The organism is Liquorilactobacillus mali KCTC 3596 = DSM 20444, from assembly GCF_000260415.1.
In the GTDB taxonomy this organism is placed as follows: domain Bacteria; phylum Bacillota; class Bacilli; order Lactobacillales; family Lactobacillaceae; genus Liquorilactobacillus; species Liquorilactobacillus mali.
Genome location: NZ_BACP01000033.1, coordinates 105,784 through 130,138 on the forward strand (window position 1 = coordinate 105,784; position 24,355 = coordinate 130,138).

The 24,355-nt window shown below is 36.8% G+C and carries 17 protein-coding genes; 2 read left to right on the forward strand and 15 right to left on the reverse strand.

All coding sequences use genetic code 11. The features are described 5' to 3' along the window. Positions 1-5 precede the first annotated feature (5 nt). Entirely contained in the window at positions 6-830 is an 825-nt protein-coding gene (locus GSM_RS06050) for an alpha/beta hydrolase (RefSeq protein ID WP_003691355.1), read from the forward strand. Here GSM_RS06050 and addA read toward each other — a convergent pair. The 9 genes from addA to GSM_RS06095 all read right to left on the reverse strand — a co-directional run bounded on the left by addA (position 825) and on the right by GSM_RS06095 (position 16,104). Continuing rightward, a complete protein-coding gene (gene addA / locus GSM_RS06055) occupies positions 825-4,562 on the reverse strand; it encodes a helicase-exonuclease AddAB subunit AddA (RefSeq protein WP_003691353.1) in 3,738 nt (1,245 codons plus the stop codon). The two genes, GSM_RS06050 and addA, sit on opposite strands and share 6 nt — an antisense overlap. Then, complete coding sequence (locus GSM_RS06060; RefSeq protein WP_003691351.1) at positions 4,549-8,115, reverse strand: PD-(D/E)XK nuclease family protein; 3,567 nt, start codon at positions 8,113-8,115, stop codon at positions 4,549-4,551. Before GSM_RS06060 ends, addA begins: the two co-directional genes overlap by 14 nt. A gap of 240 nt (positions 8,116-8,355) precedes the next feature. Beyond that, positions 8,356-9,681: a C1 family peptidase gene (locus tag GSM_RS06065; RefSeq protein ID WP_003691349.1), complete on the reverse strand. Its 1,326-nt coding sequence runs from the start codon at positions 9,679-9,681 to the stop codon at positions 8,356-8,358. A 30-nt stretch (positions 9,682-9,711) separates the two neighbouring features. Next, positions 9,712-10,365, reverse strand: coding sequence for a carbonic anhydrase family protein (locus GSM_RS06070; protein ID WP_003691348.1), 654 nt, complete (start codon positions 10,363-10,365; stop codon positions 9,712-9,714). A 239-nt stretch (positions 10,366-10,604) separates the two neighbouring features. Next, positions 10,605-11,570, reverse strand: a complete 966-nt coding sequence (locus tag GSM_RS06075) for a ribose-phosphate diphosphokinase (RefSeq protein WP_003691346.1) — start codon at positions 11,568-11,570, stop codon at positions 10,605-10,607. A gap of 74 nt (positions 11,571-11,644) precedes the next feature. After that, positions 11,645-12,892, reverse strand: coding sequence for a glutamate-5-semialdehyde dehydrogenase (locus GSM_RS06080; RefSeq protein ID WP_003691345.1), 1,248 nt, complete (start codon positions 12,890-12,892; stop codon positions 11,645-11,647). A 17-nt stretch (positions 12,893-12,909) separates the two neighbouring features. After that, positions 12,910-13,707: a glutamate 5-kinase gene (gene proB, locus GSM_RS06085; protein ID WP_003691343.1), complete on the reverse strand. Its 798-nt coding sequence runs from the start codon at positions 13,705-13,707 to the stop codon at positions 12,910-12,912. Positions 13,708-13,744: 37 nt separating this feature from the next. Continuing rightward, positions 13,745-15,091, reverse strand: coding sequence for a hemolysin family protein (locus GSM_RS06090; RefSeq protein WP_003691342.1), 1,347 nt, complete (start codon positions 15,089-15,091; stop codon positions 13,745-13,747). A 170-nt stretch (positions 15,092-15,261) separates the two neighbouring features. Next, positions 15,262-16,104 carry a homoserine O-acetyltransferase/O-succinyltransferase family protein gene (locus GSM_RS06095; RefSeq protein ID WP_003691341.1) on the reverse strand — a complete coding sequence of 281 codons (843 nt, stop codon included), beginning with the start codon at positions 16,102-16,104 and terminating at the stop codon, positions 15,262-15,264. Positions 16,105-16,227: 123 nt separating this feature from the next. On the opposite strand from GSM_RS06095, the gene pepF reads away from it, so the two are divergent. Further along, positions 16,228-18,030, forward strand: a complete 1,803-nt coding sequence (gene pepF, locus GSM_RS06100; protein ID WP_003691338.1) for an oligoendopeptidase F — start codon at positions 16,228-16,230, stop codon at positions 18,028-18,030. Between the two features lie 170 nt (positions 18,031-18,200). Here the strand turns inward: pepF and GSM_RS06105 are convergent, their stop codons facing one another. From GSM_RS06105 to GSM_RS15275, 6 genes are all read right to left on the reverse strand, one after another. Next, a complete protein-coding gene (locus GSM_RS06105; protein WP_003691330.1) occupies positions 18,201-18,680 on the reverse strand; it encodes a hypothetical protein in 480 nt (159 codons plus the stop codon). Positions 18,681-19,002: 322 nt separating this feature from the next. After that, positions 19,003-19,635, reverse strand: coding sequence for an NAD-dependent epimerase/dehydratase family protein (locus tag GSM_RS06110; protein WP_003691327.1), 633 nt, complete (start codon positions 19,633-19,635; stop codon positions 19,003-19,005). An 85-nt stretch (positions 19,636-19,720) separates the two neighbouring features. After that, entirely contained in the window at positions 19,721-21,457 is a 1,737-nt protein-coding gene (locus GSM_RS06115) for a pyruvate oxidase (RefSeq protein ID WP_003691324.1), read from the reverse strand. Positions 21,458-21,818: 361 nt separating this feature from the next. Continuing rightward, positions 21,819-22,457 (reverse strand): L,D-transpeptidase, encoded by a 639-nt coding sequence (locus GSM_RS06120; RefSeq protein ID WP_010077892.1) that lies wholly within the window; start codon positions 22,455-22,457, stop codon positions 21,819-21,821. 16 nt (positions 22,458-22,473) lie between these two features. After that, the gene (locus tag GSM_RS06125; protein WP_010077893.1) at positions 22,474-24,021 is read right to left on the reverse strand and encodes an ABC-F family ATP-binding cassette domain-containing protein; all 1,548 of its coding nucleotides are present in this window, start codon (positions 24,019-24,021) and stop codon (positions 22,474-22,476) included. Between the two features lie 142 nt (positions 24,022-24,163). Continuing rightward, a complete protein-coding gene (locus GSM_RS15275; protein ID WP_010077894.1) occupies positions 24,164-24,304 on the reverse strand; it encodes a hypothetical protein in 141 nt (46 codons plus the stop codon). Positions 24,305-24,355 lie beyond the last annotated feature (51 nt).

Below are 24,355 nucleotides of genomic sequence, written 5' to 3' on the forward strand. Positions count from 1 at the left end.
ATACAATGTCAATAATAGAACTTACTATTCCCTTGCCCAATGAAAATCTTGTAACTGCAACTGCATATGTTTTACCCATAACAACTCAAAAAAACAAAGCATTTCCTGGGATTGTCCTTTGTGCTGGTGGTAGTTTCAAGCATCTTTCCCAGAGGGAGAATACCTTAGCAGCCCTTGCTTTTCATTCTCGTGGCTTCAATGTCTACTCGCTGAATTATTCCTTGCTTTCTTCCGAAACTGGTTCGCTTTATCCAGCTCCCTTACATGAGATTGCTTCAACTGTTGCCTTCGTCAGAAACAATGCAAAAAAATTAAATCAGGACCCTAATGCAATTATTACACTTGGATTCTCGGCTGGTGGACACATTGTTTCTGCGTTAGCTGGTACATGGGCAACAGTTAAATTGGCTAGTGAGCTGGATTTAACCAATGAGAGTATTAAACCTAATGCTCAAATTCTAGCATATCCGTTAACTGATTTAACTAGCTTCTTTACACATAAATCAACAGAAATTAGCCGCATAACCACAATTCCTGAATTAATGAATACCCAGAAATTAGTTAACGCAAAAACACCACCGACATTCATCTGGAATTCCTATACAGACACAGCTGTACCTCTTAGCAACACCCTTGGTTATATTAAACAGTTAGCCAAAAATAAGATCCCCTTTGAATCCCACATTTTTTCGTCTGGCATCCATGGAACTGTGCTGGCTAATTCACTTACTGCGCGCCCCGAAAAGGGATCCTCTGACATTAATGCTCATGTTGCAACATGGGTTAATCTCGCAATTGAATGGGCATTTTTCCAATTCAAGAACTCATAGAACCTCGACTAACTCATTTATACTTAGTAAATACAAATATTTATGGGTTACCTTTTTTCTTAATTCATTCTCTAACGCAGCCGCGTACAGTTTCAGTTGACCCTTATAGCGGTTGACCAGTTCTTTCTTTTTTTGGACATCTCCTTGTCTAATATAATCTGTTTTATAATCCAGTAAAATAACTTCTTTACCAATTTCAATGTATACATCAATAATACCGTGAATAAGCACATCGGCCGCAATATTTGTCTCAACATCCGGAAATAATTGACTAACAGGCATTAACATTGAAAATGGGACTTCTCGATTTACCGCTTGCGGCTCCTTCAAAAGCAGTTGGCCGATGTTGCTCATAAAGAAATTATCAATTGACTGAATTTCAATTTTCTTTGCAGTCTCTTTTTCCAACAGATTGCTTTCGACCAAATTAGAAATAGTTTGCTCAATTGACTGGATTGTAACAGTTTCTCCCAACTTTATCTTCTGCAATACTAAGTGAGTTGCTGTACCTACTTGTGCAGCTGATACATTATTTTCATTGTTGAAGAAAACCGGTAATTTAAATTCCTTATTTACTATTCGGTTAGCCTTTTTCTTAAAAGTATTCTTCCCCCACTTTTCTAAAAACGGCAGCTCTGTTTCTGCAGGGTCAGCAAACACCCTTTTTGCCTCTGAAACAGCTTGGTAAGCAGTGGTTATTGTTAAATCCAAATCTGGATATTCAAAATTCAACAGTTTTTTAATTTTTTCCTTCTCAGGATTATCTGAATTGTCATTCTCTTTTGCTAATAGCATATCTGCATCATCTTGCTTAGCGCTTTCCAACCTGAATCTAGAATTATCATAAAATTCCACCGAAAAATTTGCATCAGTTTCCTGTATTTCTTTTGGTGCGATACTTGAAACGGCAAATGTTTCTTTAAAATAATTTGTTCTTATCAGACACATTCCTATCCAATCCATGAAATTCTTGCTCTGTTGTCTGATAGTTGGGTTAAGCACCAGCTGCTGGTCTTGTACGGATTGTTTCCAAGTCGAAATTGCTGTTTTCTTATTCGTGTATGTACCAACGATATATAGCAATTGCTCTGATCGTGTCAACGCAACGTACAGCAATCTCATCTGTTCAGCTGCAAGTTTTTTTTGTGCAATATCCTTGATTATCATCTTAGGCAGCGTATCTTTCTTTACCCGTTCATCATCAAGATACGAAATACCAATACCGTCATGAACATCTAATAAATAATCTTCTCGTAGATTCTGCTCATTAAATTGGTGATTTGCATCCATCAAGAAAACAACTGGGAACTCTAATCCCTTACTACCATGAATCGTCATGACCTGTACCGCATCATCAGACTTCTTTGCCGCTGCCTCAGCTAAATCCTGATTTTGTTTCTGCATTCTATCAATAAATCTGACAAATTGAAAAAGTCCTTTAAAACTCGTTTTCTCATATGCACTTGCGCGCTCATATAGGGCATGCAAGTTAGCTTGCCTTTGCATCCCGCCTGGCATTCCACCGACATAATCCAGAAACCCAGTTTCTTCATAAATCTTCCAAATTAACGCTGCTAATTCATTCTTTCTTGCAGTATTCCTCAATTCATTCAAAAGATTCATGAACCAGTCGACCTTGACATAAATTTCTTTGCCAAATTTACTTTCAGTAGTACCATCGAAATTCTTCCAGAAATTTTGCAGTGCCTGATAATAATCACCGGTTCGCTGATTGATCCTTAAATAGGCCAACGCATTCTCCTTCAAGCCGACAATCGGTGATCTAAGAACACTGACCAGAGGAATATCTTGCAATGGATTGTCTATTATTTTCAGGAAAGACAACATTATCTGAATTTCGGTTGTCTGAAAATAATTCTGTGCATCGTTTAAAAAAACCGGAATTTCAGCCTTTTGAAATTCATCCATAATCAATAAGTTGTTATTTCTTGTTGGGACTAGCAAAACAATGTCTCCGTAAGTTAATTTCCGAATCTCATGTTTTGTACGATCATAGATTTTTTTATTTTGTGCAATTAATTCCTTGATTTTGCTGATCACTGCTAAAATTTGCCCCTGCGCCGTACTATCAGGAATAAAATCTTCCCCCATAGTTTCACCGCTAGTTGTGTTAGAGACATCTTTACCATCTCCAGACTCATAGATTAAAATTTCAGCTGTTGGCGATAACTCTGGATAATATTTTGCACCAAATTTTAACTGTGCATCTTCATCGTAGTCTAATTCACCGACCCGATAATCCATTAACTGTTTAAAAATCAGATTTATAAAATCCGTAACATTCTTAACGGACCTAAAATTTTCTGCAAGAATTACTTTTTTGCCCTGATTACCACTATCTTCATTGCTCTGGGAATATCGTTGATACTTTTCTAGAAACATTGTTGGATCAGCCAACCTAAAGCCATAAATTGACTGTTTGACATCTCCGACCATAAACATATTTCCTGGAGAATTCTTGGCTAAGTAACCTATCAATGTTTCCTGCAATTGATTTGTATCTTGATACTCATCAATCATTATCTCACTGAATTTTTCTTGCAATTTACTGCGAACTTTCCTCTTGTCCGCAGTATTTCCAGATAATATTGAAAGTGCAAAATGTTCAAGATCACTAAAATCTAATACATGTCGCTGACGCTTGGCCTGTGCAAACTTAATAGCAAAGTTTTGGACAACTTCTACCAATTTCAAAACTAGTTGTTTACTATCTTTCATTAATTCAAATTGTTGCTGTTCATCAAACAAGAAGAAGTCTTCAACCAGTTTTGCTACCCTCTTTTTAATATCTGTCCGTAGACCTAGGATCTCCTCTTTAGACTCTTTTTGAATATCATCTAACTTAGCCATCCGTGGTGCTGTTCCCAAACTAAAGTTCATTAATTGGGCCCGAATTTCATTCCACGTAGTTGTTTCGACACTGGTTTCAAGTTCAGAAACAACTATCATATCTTTTTGGAGTTGCTCTTCCCACTTCTCAAATCCTTGATCTTCTGCGATCCTTAGTGCTTGAGTCAAATTGCGCCTAGCCTGAGTTAAATTTTCTAATATTATTGGCCTAAGCTGTCTAGTAAAAATCTGGCTTTCTACCAGACTATCAGCATCAACAGAATAACTCTTTCCCATCATATCAAGCCATCCGTCAAAATCTGAATTTGCATTAGCAAAGTCAAATGTCTTAAAAACAAGTTTTGCCAGCCCATCATCACTACGGTCATCAGAAAAGTTTTGCGTCAATCTCTCAAAAAGTTCATCTGACTGCATATAGTATTCTTCACGTAGATCATTCCACACATCATCACGCAGCAGTGTTCTTTCTGTTTCGTCAGTCAACATTCTAAAAACGGGATCTAGATCGATCAAATAATAATATTTCTCTATTAATCGTAAGCAAAATGCATGCAATGTACTGATATTTGCAATATTTAAGCGGCTTAATTGCTGTACATACCACTGCTGTTCGCTGCCATGTGCATTATTTATTTCAAGTTGGAGTGCTTTTTGGACTCGGTCTCTCATTTCTTTTGCAGCAGCTTCTGTAAAGGTCACAATCAACATGGTGTCAATCCCGATTTTCTGCTTTATATGTGAGATAACACGTTCTACCAACACACGAGTTTTCCCAGAACCCGCCGAAGCTGCAACCAAAATGTTTTGTCCACTGCTCCCAATTGCCTCTTTTTGAGAGTGAGTAAATTCAAATTTTGCCATTTGTCTCACCTGCATCTTCCATCAATATTTTGATTACTTCTTCTGGAGTTATTTTAGGCAGCTTACGATAATGATTCTCCGGCAGCATTGCATCAAACTGAAAAATTGACTTGTATGGTGAAAACTGTAGTGCAGTCCGCTTATTTGGCCATTGCACAGGGTTCAACGATAATTCACCGCTCAATATTTTATTTGCTGCTTCCTTAATTAAATTCTCATTATGCCGTAATAATAGTTCTAATTCAGCGAGCGTTACTAACTGATGCCGCCCACTGGCCTTAAAGCTGCCATCTTTCTTCTTTCTAAAAGGATAAAGACTCGAATAACCATTACTTTCTTCAGCCAATTTTTCATCCATCGCCTGCAGCAAATTCTCATCTGAAATAATTAAGCCATCATACTTATTGGCTTTAAGCCACAACTCTTCTTTCGACTGCTTCAAAAGATCCTTAGCTCTTAATTTTGGATTAAACAAATGCATGTATAATGCTCCAGCCGGTTTAGTTCGCTCGTTATTTGCAATCTTGTCAAAATTCAGCATTAATGTATCCAAGTATGTCAGCATCTGTAATGCCAATCCATAATATGCATCTCGGAAATCAAAAACATGCGAACTTGACTTGTAATCAACGATACCAACGTAGTCCGTGTCACCCACTGAAATTTGGTCTATCCGATCAATTTTACCGCGCACATTGACCTTACGCCCGTTTCCCAATTTGAATTCCAATGGCGCAATTCCATTTTCAGCCCCAACATGACCAAACAGCACTTCCGTTTGCATAATCTGTGCATTACTTCTTACCTGCTGCTTTTGCAATGCTTTTGCTACCTGGACTACCGTTGCATCCAATTGTCTCGATAAGTACTGCATCCTCTGTGTACTATTCAAAATTTGGAATTGTGGCAGCTGTCTGATTTGTTCAGTAATAATTCTGATTTTCTCTTGAAGTTCTTCAACAGATATCTCAGGCAGACGGATATTTTCTGCTTTCAACATCTTTGCCAATGAGTCCATTGCTAAATGAAAAAACTCTCCTGTATTAGCAGCTGATAATTCAAAAATGCTTCTCTCTTGTAATTTCAATCCATACTTCAGAAAATAAGCATACTCATTTGCATAAAATTCTTCCAGCTTAGATATTGAAGTATTTATTGTTTTTCCGTACAACAAATCAACCAGTTCTGGTTTTAACTTTTCGGGTATATTCTGGTAGCTCAGGCTTGCCAAAATTTTATTCATAAACTCTGTTTCCTGCCCATCCTCGTTCAGAAAATTATGAATTTCAACCCAAATTTTAGGAATTTGCTGTTCTTGAATCTTAGCTTGTCTAAGAATCTTCAATAATTTCTTAATTGTTGTTTTCTTTGTGCCCACATAGTGTTTTAAAACATATTCAGTTGTATCCATTATTTGTGGTTCCCGAATTTTTGAATCCAGTTTGATTCTATAGTGATCAGCAATTCGAGTCACATAAGGAGATGGTCTTAATTTTTCTTTACCATCATCGGCTAGCGGATAGGACAAGTACAACTTATCTGAGGAACTCATAAATGCAAGATAACCTAAAAATGGTTCGGCGGCCAGTTGATTTAGAGTATCATCATTCAGATACTGTTCTGCATTCAAAGCCGGATTTAAATATGAGCGATCCTCATCAGAAATAATACTATGTCCATTGATTTTATCAGGCATAACTGCATCTGTAGCACCGATTAAAAAGGTGATTTTACGATCATTCATCTGTACCATTCCGCTCTCAGAAACGATTATTTGATCCAAAGTAGAAGGTACCTGACTATATTCTGCTCCTTCGAACCCTGTTTGCAGTATCTCAACGAATTGATCCTCATCAAATTTATGTTCTCCCAACAATTCAACATATTCATCCAACAAGTTGCAAAAGGTAGTCCATGTTTCTTCAGGTTTAGCTGCTTCTTCAATCTTCCCCTGTTCAAGTGCCCTATCACGCCAGTTTATCAATTCATCAGGAATACCTGCTTTAGTTAGAAAGCTGCAAAGGATCTGAGCAGCTTCACGTCCATTTTCAGCTTTTTTTATTTTTTCAAAGAAGGGAGGAAGTGTTGTTTTTATTAAATGACGAATAACATTTACTTTCCTAGAGATCTCAACTTCTTTGTCCGTCTGTGTTCCCGTATCCCCTTCAAAAAAGCGATAGTAAATCCAATCATCTTCCCGTAGCCAACTTTTTCCTTCAAAGCCAAATTTTAAGACCAAATTTTCTGTTAAGTCGAGATACTCCCTGTACTCCTTACTTGTTATGCTTCTCCCATCAACCTTTGGCAGCAATAGTTCTGTCTTTAGCAGTCTCATCAGATCATCATACCGATAATAATGCTTTTTCACAGCGAATAACGCCATTATAAATTCGACAAAAGGATGATCTGTCATCTTCTTTTGGAGATCAATAAAAAAAGGAAGGTGGTATTGTGTAAAGACTGGTGCAATTACATTACGGTATAAATCCAAGTGACGAGTCAATATTGTGAAATCACTATAACGGTATCCTTCATTTGCTACACTGTGTCTAATTCGAGTCGCAACTTCTTCAATCTCAAGATAACGATTATTAGCAGAAAAAACACTTAACCCCTTGGAAATATCTTCTGATTTCAATTCAGTAGGCCTTTTTACCATTCCAATCCAATATCCCTCCAAATCCAAAAGAACTGGTGTTTTAACGCGGTTACCTGCGGCCGTAACATTCTTAACGTTAATTTGATTTTGTTTAGCATATGCAACAAGATTTGTATATAGCTTGTTAGAACGGTAATAAAGAGAATTTTTTCTAGGATTAGCTTCTTTCTGGTGCTCATCTAGTATCAAATCAACATATACTTCTTTAGCATTTTTTACCAAAGTCTCAACCAATTTATTCTCACTCGCTGTTAATTGGGAAAAACCGGTTACCATAAAGCAACTGTCCACCAAATTAGTTTTAGCTAGTTTTTTTGTTAATGCTTGTAATAGCTGATTATTATCTAAGTACTTACCAACCAATTTCTTTTCATACTCTTGATAAATTATTTGCAAATCTTTTAATTTGGCATATAAATCACTTTGATTATTTGTCTGTTCAGCAAAGAAAGCCAAATCCTGACTATTGATCTGGCCCTTACTGAACTCATCAAGTTGCGCAACAACTTCACTTACAAAGCCTGATTGTGCCTGTTCGCCCTTGAAAATAGTTAAATTATTCTTTTGCTCTTCTAAAATGCTTAACACTAGCATATTTAAGCCAGCACTGGATAGTCTGGTTTTCTGATAAATCGCACTATCTTTCAAAAAAAACCATGCTAATCTTGAGAATGAGAGAATTTGAACCGAACTTTGGGCAAAGACCTCCCCATCTTGTCCAAAAGCCGCTCGCAATTTCTGTAAAATTGCAATCTCTGATGCAAACTTAATATGATTGGGAACAAGAATATATATTTTTTTAACTGTTTTTCCTTTTTTTAACCTAATCACTTGTTCAACCAACTCATTTTGATGATCCTTTGCTGCACTTCCTAAGATAAAGCTCAAGCTCATGCGTTTATCCTCCTTTAATCAAGTCACAGTTATTTTATCACAAAAGAAGAAGTCTGTTGAAAGCTAGGAAACTTCGAGCACTAATTTAAAATTGCGAGCAAAGAGCATCCTTGACTGTGAGCAACCTTAGTTGGAAAGAACATTTTGACTTCTGAAACATACTTATGCAAAATAATAGCGGAGCCAGGTCAAAAGTTAACTTCCGACTCGGTTCCGCTTTATTTTTCTGTAATTATTCTGTTATGCCAATGAATCCCACGGCTCCATCTTAATAGCCTGTTTACTCAAAATTTTACTGTCGTTCTCATTCAAATATTGTTTCTTCACGATTACCTCATATACATGCTGGTCAAACCAGTCGTCACTCATTATGAAATAACCCTTTTCACCATACTTGTCTCCCCAACTATTCTCAACCTTCCATTTGACAGGGACTCCTTCAACGATATCAACACCAACAATTGCCATAGCATGCGAAACAGTCCCATCGCCTGTACTTAACCTGTCAGCCTTGTCGAGCCTTAAATCGACATCAAAAAGCTCACTTTTCTTATACAATTCAGACGATAGAATACCAAGTTTTCGATTACTGTCCTTGCCAACATCGCTACCAAACCAAACTGCTTCACCGTCTTTTAGTTGTGCAATCGTCGTGGCTTTTAAAGAATCAATGACTGTGTTAGCAAAAGTAACCTGCATCCCTGCATGAATGTAACTTTGACTTGGCAACTCATATAATTCATTTAATTTGTGGTCCGGTGCATTTGATAGACAAACATAATCTGCAAAATTCCATTCAAAATACTTCTTAAAGAAATTTTTTGGCGTTATATTTTGATCAATGAAATACTTTTTATCATCATTTCGGTATTCATAATCAAACTTTGCTGGTGGTTCACCAAAGGCATAAACCAGCATTCGATAAACCTCTGTCAAAAATTTATTTTTAGTAGTTTCAAGGATTTCACTAGATTTACCTTCAGTAACAAGTTTTCTTAAAAAAATCCCATCTTTTCTAAGCTTTCGTACTAATACTGCCGAAATTTCACTGGTTTTCTCACTATTAAATGTTTCCGGCATAGCAGACTTTGGAACCACCCCATATTTTTCAACTAAAGCCGCTGCATTGGCCCATTGTCCCCCATCATCATCAGGAAAATCAAACAAATTTTTGACTGCCCTATCAGAAAAAGGCAAAGCTGCGGTTCCAATCACACTCTCATAGAAATGATTTGCCTTTTCTAAACGATCATAAAAGGAATTGTAGTTTTCCGATAATTCAAAGTCCTTAACTTTATACTTACTGGCAAATTGATGTCTCATTGTATTGAGGGTAGCAAAAAGCCAGCATCTGCCGCTATTTTTTTGATTGGAAATATTTCCAGTTTCCAATTCCAGTGAAAAAACTCGAGCCAAGTTCTTTTGCATCTCATAATCTTCACTTGTTGCCGTTACTCCATTCTTCTGCACTGCACGTGCAACAACCTGATTGGTCTTAGACTTGCCATATTCTCTTTGAAATTTTTCTAAATCTTTTTCTGATATATCTCTACCCTTAGTATTCATGAATTACCCTCACCTTCAAAATCCAACAACTCATCTTAACACATAATGAATTATCTTACGTCCGTTAGTTGGTTGTATTTCTCGCGCATTTCCATGGTTAAATCGCTTCTTCAATTTATCTAATTGTTCAACACTTACAGTGATTGGCTTTTCAATTACCCACCATTCTACGTTTTTTACCAGTGGTGGTGTGGTTAACGAACCTAGATAGTGATATACGCCTGAGCCAAGACTTGCAATCAAGTTATTCAAACTTAGGGTTGCAGAAAATGGATCTTTTTCACTCTCGTTTACTGGAAAATCTTGAAAAAAGCTATCGAGCTCCTTACTGAATTCCCCTAATTCAACATAGAGTGCTACTACCGCAATCTGTCCAATCATATTTTGATGCACAAAATGCAACTCCATTGGAAGCGATTTTCCATCTATTGTGTGTTCTGCAGGAAAATGAAAATGGAGTTGTTGAAAATCAAAAGTTCTTCCTTCAATAATTGCCTTACCCTTGCCGTCATACTGCAGATTGTTCCCTTTGTTCACAATATTAATAAATCGATATTCATCGTCAAATGACAATATTTTTTCTTGCGCGTTAACCTCAATTGTATGTAAAGTATCAATATTGATTGGTGACTGCCAATTTGGAACAATTTTTGACCATTTTTCTTGCTGTTCATAATTTAACATACTGTATTCCTCTTCTCCTAAGTATACAAAACATTCTTGGACATTTTGTACTTGAATTCAATTTATATGCTTAGAAGTTGATAATATTTGAGGACTAATCATAGAATAGTGCACTTTTCACCAAGAGTAATACACAATTAACTATGTGATTATAGTCTATCGAACACCGCTATAACAGCTCTTGGATCAATAAAAGGACTAGATCAAAATTCAAATTTTGATCTAGTCCCTTGATATTATTAAATAGTATATTTCTTGTTAAACAACGAGTCCACAGATTGATTACTGAAAATCAAATCAATCGCCTTAGCAAATGTCTTGGATACTGATAAGACTTTGAGCTTGTCAAATTGTTTTTCTTCAGGTACATCAATCGTATCCGTTACGACAACTTCCTTGTAATAAGAATTTTCTAACTCTTCAACTGCCCTACCTGACAAAATCGGATGGGTAGCACATGCATACACCTCAGTTGCGCCAGCATTCTTAAGTGCGACTGCAGCATCTGATAATTTACCTCCAGTATCAATTAAATCATCAAAAACAATGCAACGGCGTCCACTTACATCACCAATTACAGTCATATCTGCTGCCCGCGTTTCATCACGTTTATCAACAATTGCAATAGGTGCCTTCAACAAGGTTGCCAAGTTTCGGGCAGCTTTTACACCATTATGATCTGGGGCCACAATGACAACATCATTTGTAATGCCCTTCCTTCTGAAATACTCAGCTTGCACAAAAATCGCAAGAAGATGATCAACTGGAATATTGAAAAAGCCCTGCAACTGACCGGCATGCAGATCCATTGTAATTACTCGATCAGCACCAGCCAATTGGATAAAGTTGGCAATTAATTTTGCGGTAATCGGTTCCCTTGGACGTGCCTTGCGATCTGCACGAGCATATCCATAGTATGGTAAAACAATATTAATTGTCCCAGCACTAGAGCGACGAAGCGCATCCACCATAATCATCAATTCCATAAAATTCTCATTAACCGGCTCCGAAATAGACTGAATAACAAAAACGTCATCACCACGAACGCTCTCGTTGATATTTATCTGAATCTCACCATCACTAAAATGTTTCACAGATGCTTCACATAATTGTGTTTCCAGCTCAGTTGCAATTTTTTCTGCCAACTTCTGATTAGAATTTAATGCAAACAACTTTAAAGTGGCTTTTTCTTTTTTCTCGCGCATGGCTGCCTCCAATTTACTCTTTTGACTTATTATAATAAAAAAGTCCTTATATTACTACACTTTTGTTACAGTATTTATTCTCTGATTTGTCCATTACCTCTGACAACATACTTAGTTGTCGTCAGGGCTTCAAGCCCCATCGGACCACGGGCATGCAGTTTTTGCGTTGAAATTCCAATTTCTGCCCCAAATCCATATTCAAAGCCATCCGTAAAGCGTGTTGATGCATTCACATATACAGCTGCTGCATCGATCTGATCTAGAAACTGCTGGCTTTTCTTATAATCATTTGTGACGATTGCCTCGGAATGCTTCGTACCATGCTGATTAATATGCTTGATTGCCTCATCAACAGACGAAACAACTTTGACCCCAAGAATATAGTCGTTATATTCCGTGTCCCAGTCTTCTTCAGTGGCTGGTATTGCTGATCCTTGCAGGATATCCAGTGCCGCTTGGTCAGCCCTAATTTCAACATTATACTTCTTCAATTCAGCGACAATTCCAGGCAGATACTCGCTTGCAACATCTTCGTGGATTAGCAGCTTTTCAGCGGCATTGCAGACTGCTGGTCTTTGACACTTGGCATTAACTATAATTTTCTTTGCCATTTCAAAATCTGCTGTCTTATCTACATAGATATGGCAATTTCCAACACCAGTTTCAATAACTGGAACTTTAGCATTTTGCACCACAGTTTGTATCAATTTTGCCCCTCCACGAGGAATTAAAACATCTAGGTAACCTGTAAGCTGCATAAACTTATTGGCAACTTCATGCGATGTATCGGTCAACACTTGAATGGTATTCTCGCTATACCCATTTTCTTTCAAAGTTGCTTGCAACACCTCAACAAGTTTAAGATTAGTGTTGAAAGCTTCCTTACCGCCTCTTAAAATAACGGCATTCCCTGATTTAAAACAGAGTGCAGCTGCATCAACCGTAACATTTGGACGAGCCTCGTAGATGATTCCAACGACTCCTAGGGGAACTCTTTTTTGTGTAATCTGTAGACCGGCATGGTTAATCCAACCGTTGGTAACATTACCCAAAGGATCTGATAGCTGCGCAACCTGTCCCAAACCTTGTGCAATTTTCTCTATCCGCTCTTCATCTAATGTAAGTCGGTCAACAAAACTTTTAATTAATCCCGTTGCACCAGACAGGTCACGTTGATTGGCTGCAAGAATTTCACTGCTATTTGACCTCAAGGCATCTGCCATCGCAAGCAAAACTTTGTTTTTATCTTCAGCTGAAACAAGACTCAATTCATAAGCTGCATTTTTGGCTTGGCTTCCAATTTTTTCTAAATCAATTTTCATAAGCGAAACCTCCTTCCTTACTCCTTGTTGATAAATAACGTTCCTAACTGTTCACCATTCAATATTTTAAAAATCACGGATGGATTTTCTCCATTGGCAAGAATCATGGTCTTATTTGCATTAAGCATTCTCTTTGCAGCTTTTAACTTCGTGGTCATGCCTCCAGTTCCAAGCTTAGTTCCACGGCCACCGGCCTTATCAAAGGTTTCATCGTTAATCTCATTGATTGTGTACAATAGTTTTGCATCATCAAACTTTCTAGGATTCTTATCATAAAATCCATTAATATCGGATAACATAATCAATAAATCCGCATCAATCGAAATTGCAACAAGGGCCGATAATTGATCATTATCTCCAAATTTAGTATGATGATCCAATTCGTCAACGGCAACTGTATCATTTTCATTAACAATTGGAATAATTTTTAACTTTAACAACGTTTCAAAAGTATTTAAAACATTTTGTCTACTCGTTGGGTAATCCATTACATCATGTGTTAATAGTATTTGTCCAATTCTTTGTCCGTAGACCGAAAAGCGCTGCTGATAAACCGTCATTAATTGTGTTTGCCCAACCGCTGCAAGGGCTTGTTGTTCAGGAATTGTACTGGGTCGTTCACTCATCCCTAATTGTCCTAGTCCAACTCCGATTGCACCCGAAGATACTAAAACAACTTCTTTGCCTTCATTTACCAAGCCGCTTAAGCTATAACACAGCTGGTCAATTGCCTGCAAATTCAATTTTCCATTTAGATGTGTCAAAGTACTTGTCCCTACCTTAACAACAATCCGTTGAGCTTCAATATGGCGCATCACAACCCACTACTTTCTTAAATAATTAACTATTCTATCATTTTTCGTCTGGACTTTCACTTTTATTCTCAACATGATGTCTAACCTCCAGCCAATCGATATAATTACGATTAAACTCAGTTACTTTCAAATCAAGTTGATCAATTGTTATAATATCATTTCTTTTTACTTTGTAATTTTCAAGCAGATACCCAGCTATTGTGACACTCTCAGATGCATCAAAACTCTTATTTTTAATCTTGAAAAAGCGTTCAAAATCATAAAGAGTGGTTTTCCCAGAAATCTTGTATCCGCCATCTTTGTTCTTAATAATATATTCACTGGACACATTATCTATTTCATCTTTAACAACACCAAAAAGTTCCTCATAAATATCTTTATCTGTAACGATACCACTTGTACCACCGTATTCATCTAAAACTACTACAATTGGTGTTTGCTTTTGAATCATCTGCTGTAACAGTCCCTGAATAGGTGTTACTTCTGGAACCGTGATAATTGTACGTAATAGTTTGCTAACCAAAATACTATCATCAACCTGAGCTTGCCTTATTAAGTCATATATATATACATATCCTAAAACTCGATCTTTATCATTATTTGCAACAACTGGGAAGCGACTGAACCCCTGACGCAGATAGTTATTCACGACCGTCTTGACTGAATCCGTAATATCAACAACTTCAAGGCTTGTACGATCCACCATAATATCCTTAGCAATTTTATCATTAAAGTCAAAGGCCCGCTGCATGTAAATCAAATCATTCTTGTCCAGTTTTCCACCAGTTACAGCATTGCGTGACAACCTTAATATTTCTGCCTGTGTTAACACATCATTGCTCTCTGTAGCTGGTGTCAAACCAAATAAGCGGATTATACCTGCTGCAGAAACATTCAACAACTGAACGAAAGGATAAAAGAGAATATGGAAATAATGTAATGGTGTAACTACAAGCATCATCATTCTCATTGGCATTTCAATACTCAAATTTTTTGGAACGATTTCTGTAATAACAACTTCCAGATAAGTCAAAAAGAGCACTCCAAGAACTGCTCCTACAGCATGCATTGCTGTCGTTCCTAGAGGAGTAATTTGCAATACATCAACAATCATTGTCTCAATTGTTGCCTCACCAATCCAACCTAGGATGATACCTGCTAAGGTCACACCTACCTGAGTTGTTGAAAGATATTCATTTAGATTCTGAACCATTTTTAGAGCAATTGTTAATTTGCGTTTGTTTCCTTTTCCTTCTTCGAGTGCACTTTCAAGTGCGCTTTTTCTAGTTTGTACGAGTGCAAATTCTGCTGCAACAAAAAAGGCCGCAGAAAAAAAAACTATTGCTATTATTAATACATTGGAAGCCAGCTGACCGCCTGTCAAAATCCATTCCCCATTTCATTCATTGTTCTATTGCATATCATATCATTTTTTTGCCTTTTAATGATGTATATAATCTCATTTTTTTAATTCTTCACAAAAAGAAAAAAGTATGACAATAATAAAATCCGCCATACCCTTTTCATATTACGTAAATTAATCGCTTTGTTGTACTATACCAAATCACTACTTTTCTTTGATTTACTGCCACATCTTTTTTTTACTTGCGCTATCCAATTCTTAAAAAACATTACTTGTGTATCTGCCCATGAAAAAATGGGAGCTTTCATCTGTTCAAAATCTTCATAATAATTCTGCGGCTTTGCTAATGTTTCAAACTGACTTGGATATGCTTTCAGTTCTCTTTGATATTCTTTTGCGAGGGCATCCTTGCCATATTCGAGATGGGCGAACAAGAAGACTTGAGGTTCGTTTTTAGCTTCAACTAAAAATAGATGGTTTGTCTCTGAAAGTGCCTTGATTTCTAAATTCTTATTTTTCCTAATTTGTTCATGATTCAATTCAGCATAACGCGCATGCGGAGCTGTGAAACCTATAGGCAATCCTTTTAACAGTTTCGACTCTGTGAATATTTTTTGTCTATAAATACCGAATAGCTTGTGCGCTAACATTTGCTTCTCAATTCCATAATAAAAATTTGCGGCTGCCATTGCTCCCCAGCACACATACAATTGTGGAATATCCAATTTCTTCAAAAGCTGAAATAATTCTTTCAATTCGTTCCAATAAGTGACATCTTGAAAATCAATTTTTTCCAGAGGAGCTCCAGTAACAATAAAAGCATCCATTTTCTCCACTTCAAGTAGATCTAACGGTTCAGATATACGTGAAACTTCTTCTGGTACCGTGCGTTCTTGATAATGCATTGTTGGATAAAAATACGTTACCCTAACAGGGATATCTTGTTGTTTCAATACAGAATTAAAACGTTTCTGAGTATCAGATTTGTCATGCATTACATTTAAAACTCCGATATTTAAAGTTTCGCTCTCCAATGTTTCGCTCCTAACTAAAATAATCTATCGATTTTTTATTTTACCGCTCTAGGCAAAAAACTTCTAGTATAATTGTGAAGGAAATATGATAATAAAAGTAATTAATCAAAAGGAGGCTTCTGAATGTCATTACCAAAAAGAAATACAGTCCCTGTCGAACTGACCTGGGATACTTCTACCCTTTTTAAATCTGAAAAAGAGTTTAATACTCATTTAACAAAACTAAAACAGCTTGCTGATTCTTTTATCCTAAACTTTCAGGGCAAGCTAAAGAATTTTGAGACAATAAAAGACAGCCTTATTGCTTTAGCTGAGATCACTAAGGAAAAAGATTGGTTAGAACATTATGCATTTTTAAATCAATCAGTTGATATGTCTTCAGCAAAAGCCAATAATCAATTGCATAAATTTGAAAATATCAGTGCCCAACTAGCATCAGAACTATCTTTCTTTGATTCTGAAATGCTTGACTTTCCAACTGAAGAGCTTGCATCTTTTGCTGCAAAGCTTCCCGAATATAGTGCTGTTTTCAGGCATTACTTGAACGACAAGAAACAACGCCTAGCACCGAATATTGAAAAAACATTAGCGGCTTTAGCGCCGACTTTTTATGCCCCAGAGAATATCTATACTCAAATGAGAAGCTCAGATATGCATTTTGACAATTTCACAATTGACGAAAAAGATTATCCAATGTCCTTTGTTCTCTATGAAAACTATTACCAGTATCACGCTGATATCAAGATTAGACGTGCTGCGTTTGCAAGTTTCTCCAAAACATTGAACCAGTACAAGAATACTCTTGCTGCTATCTACTACACAGAAGTTTGCAAACAAAAAACATTTGCGACATTGCGTGGCTATAGTTCCGTTATTGACTATTTATTAGCCGAACAGGAAATTCCGCGAGATATCTATGAACGTCAGATTGATACAATCATGGAAAAATTTGGACCAGTTATGCAGAAATATGTTAAATTAATCAAAAAAGAGCGAGGAATTGATGAACTAACTTTTGCTGATTTGCAGATTGATCTTGACCCAGACTACTCCCCTGACATTGCGCTTGAAGATGCACCACAATATATATCTGATGCAATTGAGATTATGGGCAAAGACTATCATGATATGATTATGCAGGCATTTCCTGAAAGATGGGTCGATTTTCCGCAAAACCAAGGAAAAGAAACCGGTGGATTCGAAACGACCCCATATGATAATCATCCCTTCATCTTGATGTCATGGTCAGATCAGTTCGCTGATTTGTACACATTGATTCATGAACTAGGGCATGCGGGACAGGCATTGCTGACTGCTGCAGTCAATCCCATTCTTGTGTGTGATCCATCTACATACATTGTCGAGTCACCATCTACATTTAACGAGTTGTTACTGACACATTCATTGCTGCAAAAAAGCAATGATCCACGGATGCAGAGATTTGCTTACACAAAGATGCTGACGAATACTTACTATCACAATTTCGTGACGCATTTATTGGAAGCAGCATATCAAAGAGAAGTTTATCGTTTAATCGATAATGGAGAGAGTTTTGACGGTGAACGCTTATGCGCTATTAAAAAAGGAGTACTTCAAAGATTCTGGGGCGATGCTGTCAAAATTGATGATGATGCTTCTCTAACTTGGATGCGTCAATCACATTATTATATGGGACTTTATTCTTATACCTATTCTGCTGGACTAACGATTGCAACTCAGATGTACCTGAAAATAAAAAAGAATCCTGCAAAAGTCTCGGATTGGTTGAACTATCTAAAGCTGGGTGATCAAAAAGCACCCTTAGATGCAGCCATGGTCGCAGGTGTTGATATGTCGTCAAATGAACCACTAGAAAAAACAATTGCATTTCTTGACAACACTGTAGAAAAAATAATTGATCTAACCACAGCAATTAAAAATCAATAATTCACACACTGCCGCTGCAAAATCAGGAGTAAAGAGGAGTGGTTCAAAAGGTAACTTTTGAACCACTCCTCTGTTTATTCTGTATAAACATACCATAAAAAAGTGTTTCACGTCATGCTGCTTCTGTCCACCCGGCGACCGCTAAATACTCGTAATTTCAAATTAATTACCTAAGACTCTTGGAGATTACTATCTTCATTCTTTTTTAAATTTTCCTGTATCTGCTTAATACTCAATAAGGTGTCAGCAACTATCTTTGAAGTCTCGTTTTTCAAGTTGCTTGTGTCTGAGTAAGATCTAATAAACAACCCCGAAGCATTTAAACTAGGTGATATAACAATAAGATTTGTTAATAACGGTACTGTATCCTCTACATCAAAAAAATTATCAACACGCTTAATATTTGCAAAAGGCAAATTGATAACACCCGTCTCTAATACTATTTCAATGGATTCATCACCCATTTCTATTGGTTGAACAGCTTGTACTACTTTTCCTTTTGAAAAAGCATTCTCAAAATCAGCAAATAAACGTGCCATAAAATTGTCCTTTAATTCACCAATCTCTTTAACTTCGATCTTATCCAATACTATTTTAGTAATTTCATCTGCTTCAACTTGATTAATAAAATCCTTAACTTTAATTTCCATTCCTCTTTCACTTCCAAACTCATTAAATGATTATTCTATTGAAGATTCTAACCCATATTAAAAGTAAGTTTGGATAATGTCAAATTACATGGAATATCACTCAGTTATATCAGCAATCCTCCATAGTCTGCAAAAAGGCGGATGGCGTAAGTCAGTAAAATTTGAGTACTAACCTAAAATCGCGAACATAATAATTCCCTGACTCCGAATAAATTTGAAGTTAAACGACGAATTTCGACTTGCAAACCACATTTATCCAGAATCAATAAAAAGTTTAGCTCAAAATCATCCTTTACCCAGTTTTGTTCTCTATCTTTTTGTTCTATGCAGTTCTATGCATTAAATAACTATTATTACTCAACAAAATATTTCTAATTTCCACTGCAAACTTTGCTCTAGCAATTGGGCGCAAACGCTCCACCAATCTCGTTAATGGCTTTATTTTCGCTAAATTATTTAATGCCATTGCAATAGTATAAACAAAATGTCGTTCTTTATGATAAATTAACCCAGGATAAACGAATACAGCCCGTGTTCCCAACCGCTTTTTCAATTCATCTTCAAGCACAAGCTTGGCTTTCATATAGGCTCCCATCCCCAACGGTGCATAATTTGCGGAAACGAATAGAAACTTAGTATCCTTGGCCTTTTCTCCTATAAACTTAATTACACTCATCACTGGTTCCACTGTTTTTTTATAATATTCATTATAATTTTTTGCAAACAGTACTCCTATCAAGTCAACAACCCAATCTGCGTCAGCAACTTCCTCTTGCCATGTTTCCGGTCTGGCTAGGTCAATACTTCTCCATGACACTTTCGGCCATCTTTTTTTGTCTTCCTCTGTTCCGCCATGTCGTGACATACTGACTAGTTCCATGTCATCATAAGAACTCAATTCTTGAATAATACCCTTACCTACGTACCCTGAGCCGCCCAATAATACAATCTTCACGCAAATCACTCCCTAATAAAAAAGAAACATGACACAAATCTATCTTGTCATATTTCCTTAATATGTTCTCTATAAATTCATCATCCTAGAAAAATTGACGCAAGATATCCTTCAATGGTGGCAATTCTGGAATCTTCCAATAGTTCTCGAGATATTCTTGTCCAAACTTCATATATCCTTTTGCCTCATCCATAACAATCTTTCCTGGAAGTGGCGCATTATCCTTAACATAAGCATTAATTAAAATAGGTTTATCTGTAATTGTATATGCCTTGTCCAAGGCGGCCTTGAATTCATCATTAGATTTAACAGTGATACCAACACCACCGCATGCCTCAGCAAACTTAGCATAATCTACATCAGCCAAGTCGATCTGATAATTCAATTGCCCTGCTTGTTGTTGCTCATACTCAATAAATGCAAGCTTTTGGTTGTTAACAACCACACAAATAATAGGCAGCTTGTATTTTACAGCGGTCACAAAGTCCTGCATAACCATCGCAAATGCACCGTCGCCTTGTAATGCAACGACTCTCTTATCTGGATAAGCTACTTGTGCAGCGATTGCCCCTGGAAGTGCACAACCCATTGTTCCAAGCCATGCAGATATTGCAAACTTCTGATCATCTTTAACGTGTAGGTAACGTGCACTCCAAGATGTGGATGTACCAACATCAATAGAATAGATTAAGTCTGATGGAGCTGTTTCATCAATATAAGCCGTCATACTTTCTGGTGAAACCGGACTAGTATTCAACTTACGTTTGTTAGCCATCCATTTGTTCCAATTACTCATGCTCTTTTGACATGCTTCCAAGAACTTGCCATCCGTCCGAATAGCACCTAAATCATTGAGTGCTCCAACAAACTTCTTAACATCACCTTGCACGGCAACATCAACACTATAACGTTTACCCAAATTTTCGGCTTTCAAATCAACTTGAATACTCTTAGCTTGTCCCTTTTCAGGTAAGTAAGGCCGATATGGATAGTTTGTCCCAAACATTATCAATAAATCAGCATTTTTCATTGCCTCATATGCTGCTTTAGTACCCAATTTGCCTACATTGCCTAATGAGTTAGGATGATTATCTGCAATCGTCCCCTTAGCGGGCAATGTTTCTATAAATGGAATTTTATTTGTTTCAACGAATTTCTTGATATCATTACCAGAATGCTTAGCACCAACTCCTAGCAATACTACTGGTTTACTTGCACCTTTTATCAATGCAGCCGCCTCATTAAGCTGAGTCTTATTAACCTCTGGTGTGCTTAATGTAAATGCACGTGCAGAAGAATTATATTCTCCCTTTAATGTTTTATTAGGAATGTCATCAGGAATAGTCAATACTGCGACACCTTTATTCTCATAAGCGCTTCTAATAGCTTGATCAATAACTTCTGGTAGATTGTCCACCGCTGAAATAGTCCTATTAAAAACAGCTACGTCATCAAACAATTTCGCGGTGTTTACTTCTTGGAAATACCCTTCGTTTAAGGAAGTTGATGTAACCTGCCCTAATAAAGCCAATACAGGTACATGGTCCATTTTCGCATCATACAGTCCATTCAAAAGATGAATTGCACCAGGTCCTCCAATTGATAGACACACACCAATTTTGTCTGTATATTTTGCTTCTGCTGCTGCAGATAAGGCAGCAACTTCTTCATGACGCACTTGAATAAACTTTATTTTGTCTTGTTGGCGACGCAGAGCATCAATAGTAGTATCAATCGAATCACCGGGTAATCCATAAACATTTTGAATTCCCCAATCTACTAACACGTCAACTAACAAATCTGCTCCTTTTGTATTTGCCATAAAAACACTCCCTACGTAAAAATAGCTCACAGATACGGGCTTCCCTTCTATTCTACTGCAAAAAACATTTCACACAATGCATTTTGCTCACAATGACCCATCTTGTTTTTTTATTTTCCTTCACACCCGCTAATTTCACAAAGAAAGAACATGATTCAATAAAATTTAAGTTACCGCGAAATTACTAACATAGTGAATCCTTACCATAGGTAATTCAAAATTAGATAAAAGGCTACGAAACACTTTTATCCAGAAAAACATAGAAGAGCTGGGTCAAATTTAAATTTTGACCCAGCTCTTCTAACTGATTATTTAATATTCAAAGGTTCTTAAGTATTATTGCATCCGTGTTTGTAGTTAGTTACTCGATGACTAATTTAGTCCCACCATTAATATTTTTGTAGAACCATTTTGCATCTTTCACAGACAACCAGATACTATTATTTGTATCTGCTTGACTTCCCAAACTTTGCGCACTTGAAACAATATATTTTCCATGTTCATTCGTAGGAACACTTTGTATCAAGTATTTACCGTCACCCTTCCACGAAATCCAATACTTGCCTCCGGTACTAGTAACTTGATTGAAATAAAATTCGCCACGCTTATTACTAATCTTAAATGTTCCTGTTGGGAATTTCTTTTTACCTTCATTTGAATAACCTGCCGAATGTGTTCCCAAAGACACATACATCTGATAAACTTTTTTCTTTCCTGACATCACATAAAGACGCTGCTTTTTTTGTGATACTTTGATCCATAAGTTTTTATCACCAACAACTTCTGGATACTTTTTCGTTTCCGAAGACTTACGCCACTTTATTGGGCGACGCATATTCGCATCTTTATCTTCTTTTTTCTGTTGCTGCTGTTTCTTTTCCTCTTTTGCAATCTTTACACTATTTATTTTTTCTGCATGTTTGACATACACTACGCTCCATCCCGCAAGAAAAACAAGCAGGATTGCAACAACCCAAGAAAATAATTTACGTTTATTCATTCACTTGTATACTCCCTTAATTTTTATTAAGTCGAATACTCTCAACATCGAAAATCTTATCAATCCATCCATCATAAAAAGACTGCTCATGGGATACTAATAAGACATTGCCAGCAAAAGAAACGAGTGCTTTTTTCAAAGCGTTCTTTGTCTCATCATCTAGGTGATTTGTAGGTTCATCCATGATTAAGAAATTACTTGGTTTCAACTCTAGGATACACAGCTTGACCTTGGTTTGTTCGCCCCCGCTCAGTAACTCCATTGGTTTCATAGCGTTAGCCGGACTTAACCCAGCTCGTGCGAGCCTTTGCCTTATCGTCTTTGGTTCCAACTTTGGATAGACATTCTGCACAATTTGCAAAGGAGTTTGTGTAGGGTCATCCCAAGTCAAATCTTGCGTAAAATAATTTACCTTAGCGGCTTCAACAAATTTAGCACTCCCACCAAAGTTCGGAATTATACCTAAAATCGATTTAATGAGTGTTGATTTACCAACCCCATTGAATCCCTTTAATACAACCTTTTCTCCATGACTCATTGAGAAAGTAACCGGTGCAAGCAAAGGCCTTTCATATCCTACCGAAAGATTTTCAACAACTAATGTTGAAGATGACATCAGTTCCTCATAAGGGAAGCTGAAACTGGATTGCAGTGCATCACTTGGTGGATCAACTCTTTCCATCTTATCGAGTCTTTTTTGCCTTGACTTTGCCATTGTAGACCTAGTTCCTGCCTTATTTCTCCTAATATAGGCTTCATCTTTTTCTATTTGGCGCCGTTGCTTCTCATAGGCTTTAAGTTGAACTTCCTTCTTTACTTCCTTTTGCTTAATTGCCGAACTAAAACTTCCCGTATACTTTGTAATTTTCCCAAAAGCAACATCAATAATTGTGTTTGTAACTCTTTCTAAAAAATCAAAGTCATGTGAAATTACCATAAAACAGCCTGCAAAATCATTTAAATAATTTATTAACCACTCAATGTGTTCAACATCAAGGTAGTTAGTCGGCTCATCCAGCAATAATACATCCGGATTTTCAAGCAACAGCTTAGCCAAAATAATCTTTGATCTTTGCCCACCACTACATTGGTCAACCTGCCTGTCCTTTCCAATTGCATCTATCCCAAGACCCGACATTACCTGTTCAATCTTAGTCTCTATCTCATAAAATTCACCGGCTTCAAGCTGTTCCTGATATCTCCCAGCTTTATCCAGTAGAGATTCATCCATTGTAGCAGCATAATCCTCATAACACTTAGCTTGCAGTTCACTAATATTATACAAGTCTTCAAACGCTGATTTTAAGAACTCAAAAACTGTTAAATCATGTGCTGTTTGTGCATATTGATCAAGATATCCAATTTTTATATTATTTTGCCATACAATTTTTCCCTCATCTGGAAGTTCTTGACCTGTAATAATTTTGATTAAAGTACTTTTACCTGCTCCATTTTGCCCGATAATCCCCATATGGTCTTCTTTATTTAATCTAAAGCTTGCATCTTGGTATAATTCCTTATCAGCAAAGGCATGCGAAAGCCCATCTATTTCTAAAATACTCATTTATTCTCATCCATCCTCTTATTGGGTGATTATATCATACTCATACATCAATTAATTAGTATTTTTACCAAAAAAAACCACCACAAAACGTCATCGACGCCCCATGCTGGTAAATAAATGTAAGTTTCAAAAAAAAAGCAACTTATTTTCCGCTTTTTTCTAGCTCTTCGCGACTCTTCAAAAATGATAATACATTTTGATGCTGAGCACGACGCTTTTTAATATTCTTCTGGTTAACAGGGCGACGATCATTAGGTACCCCAACATGAGTATTTTGTGACATTGGTTCTCCTCCTTTCACTCTACACGTATCTTTCCATCTTATACTGTTTTC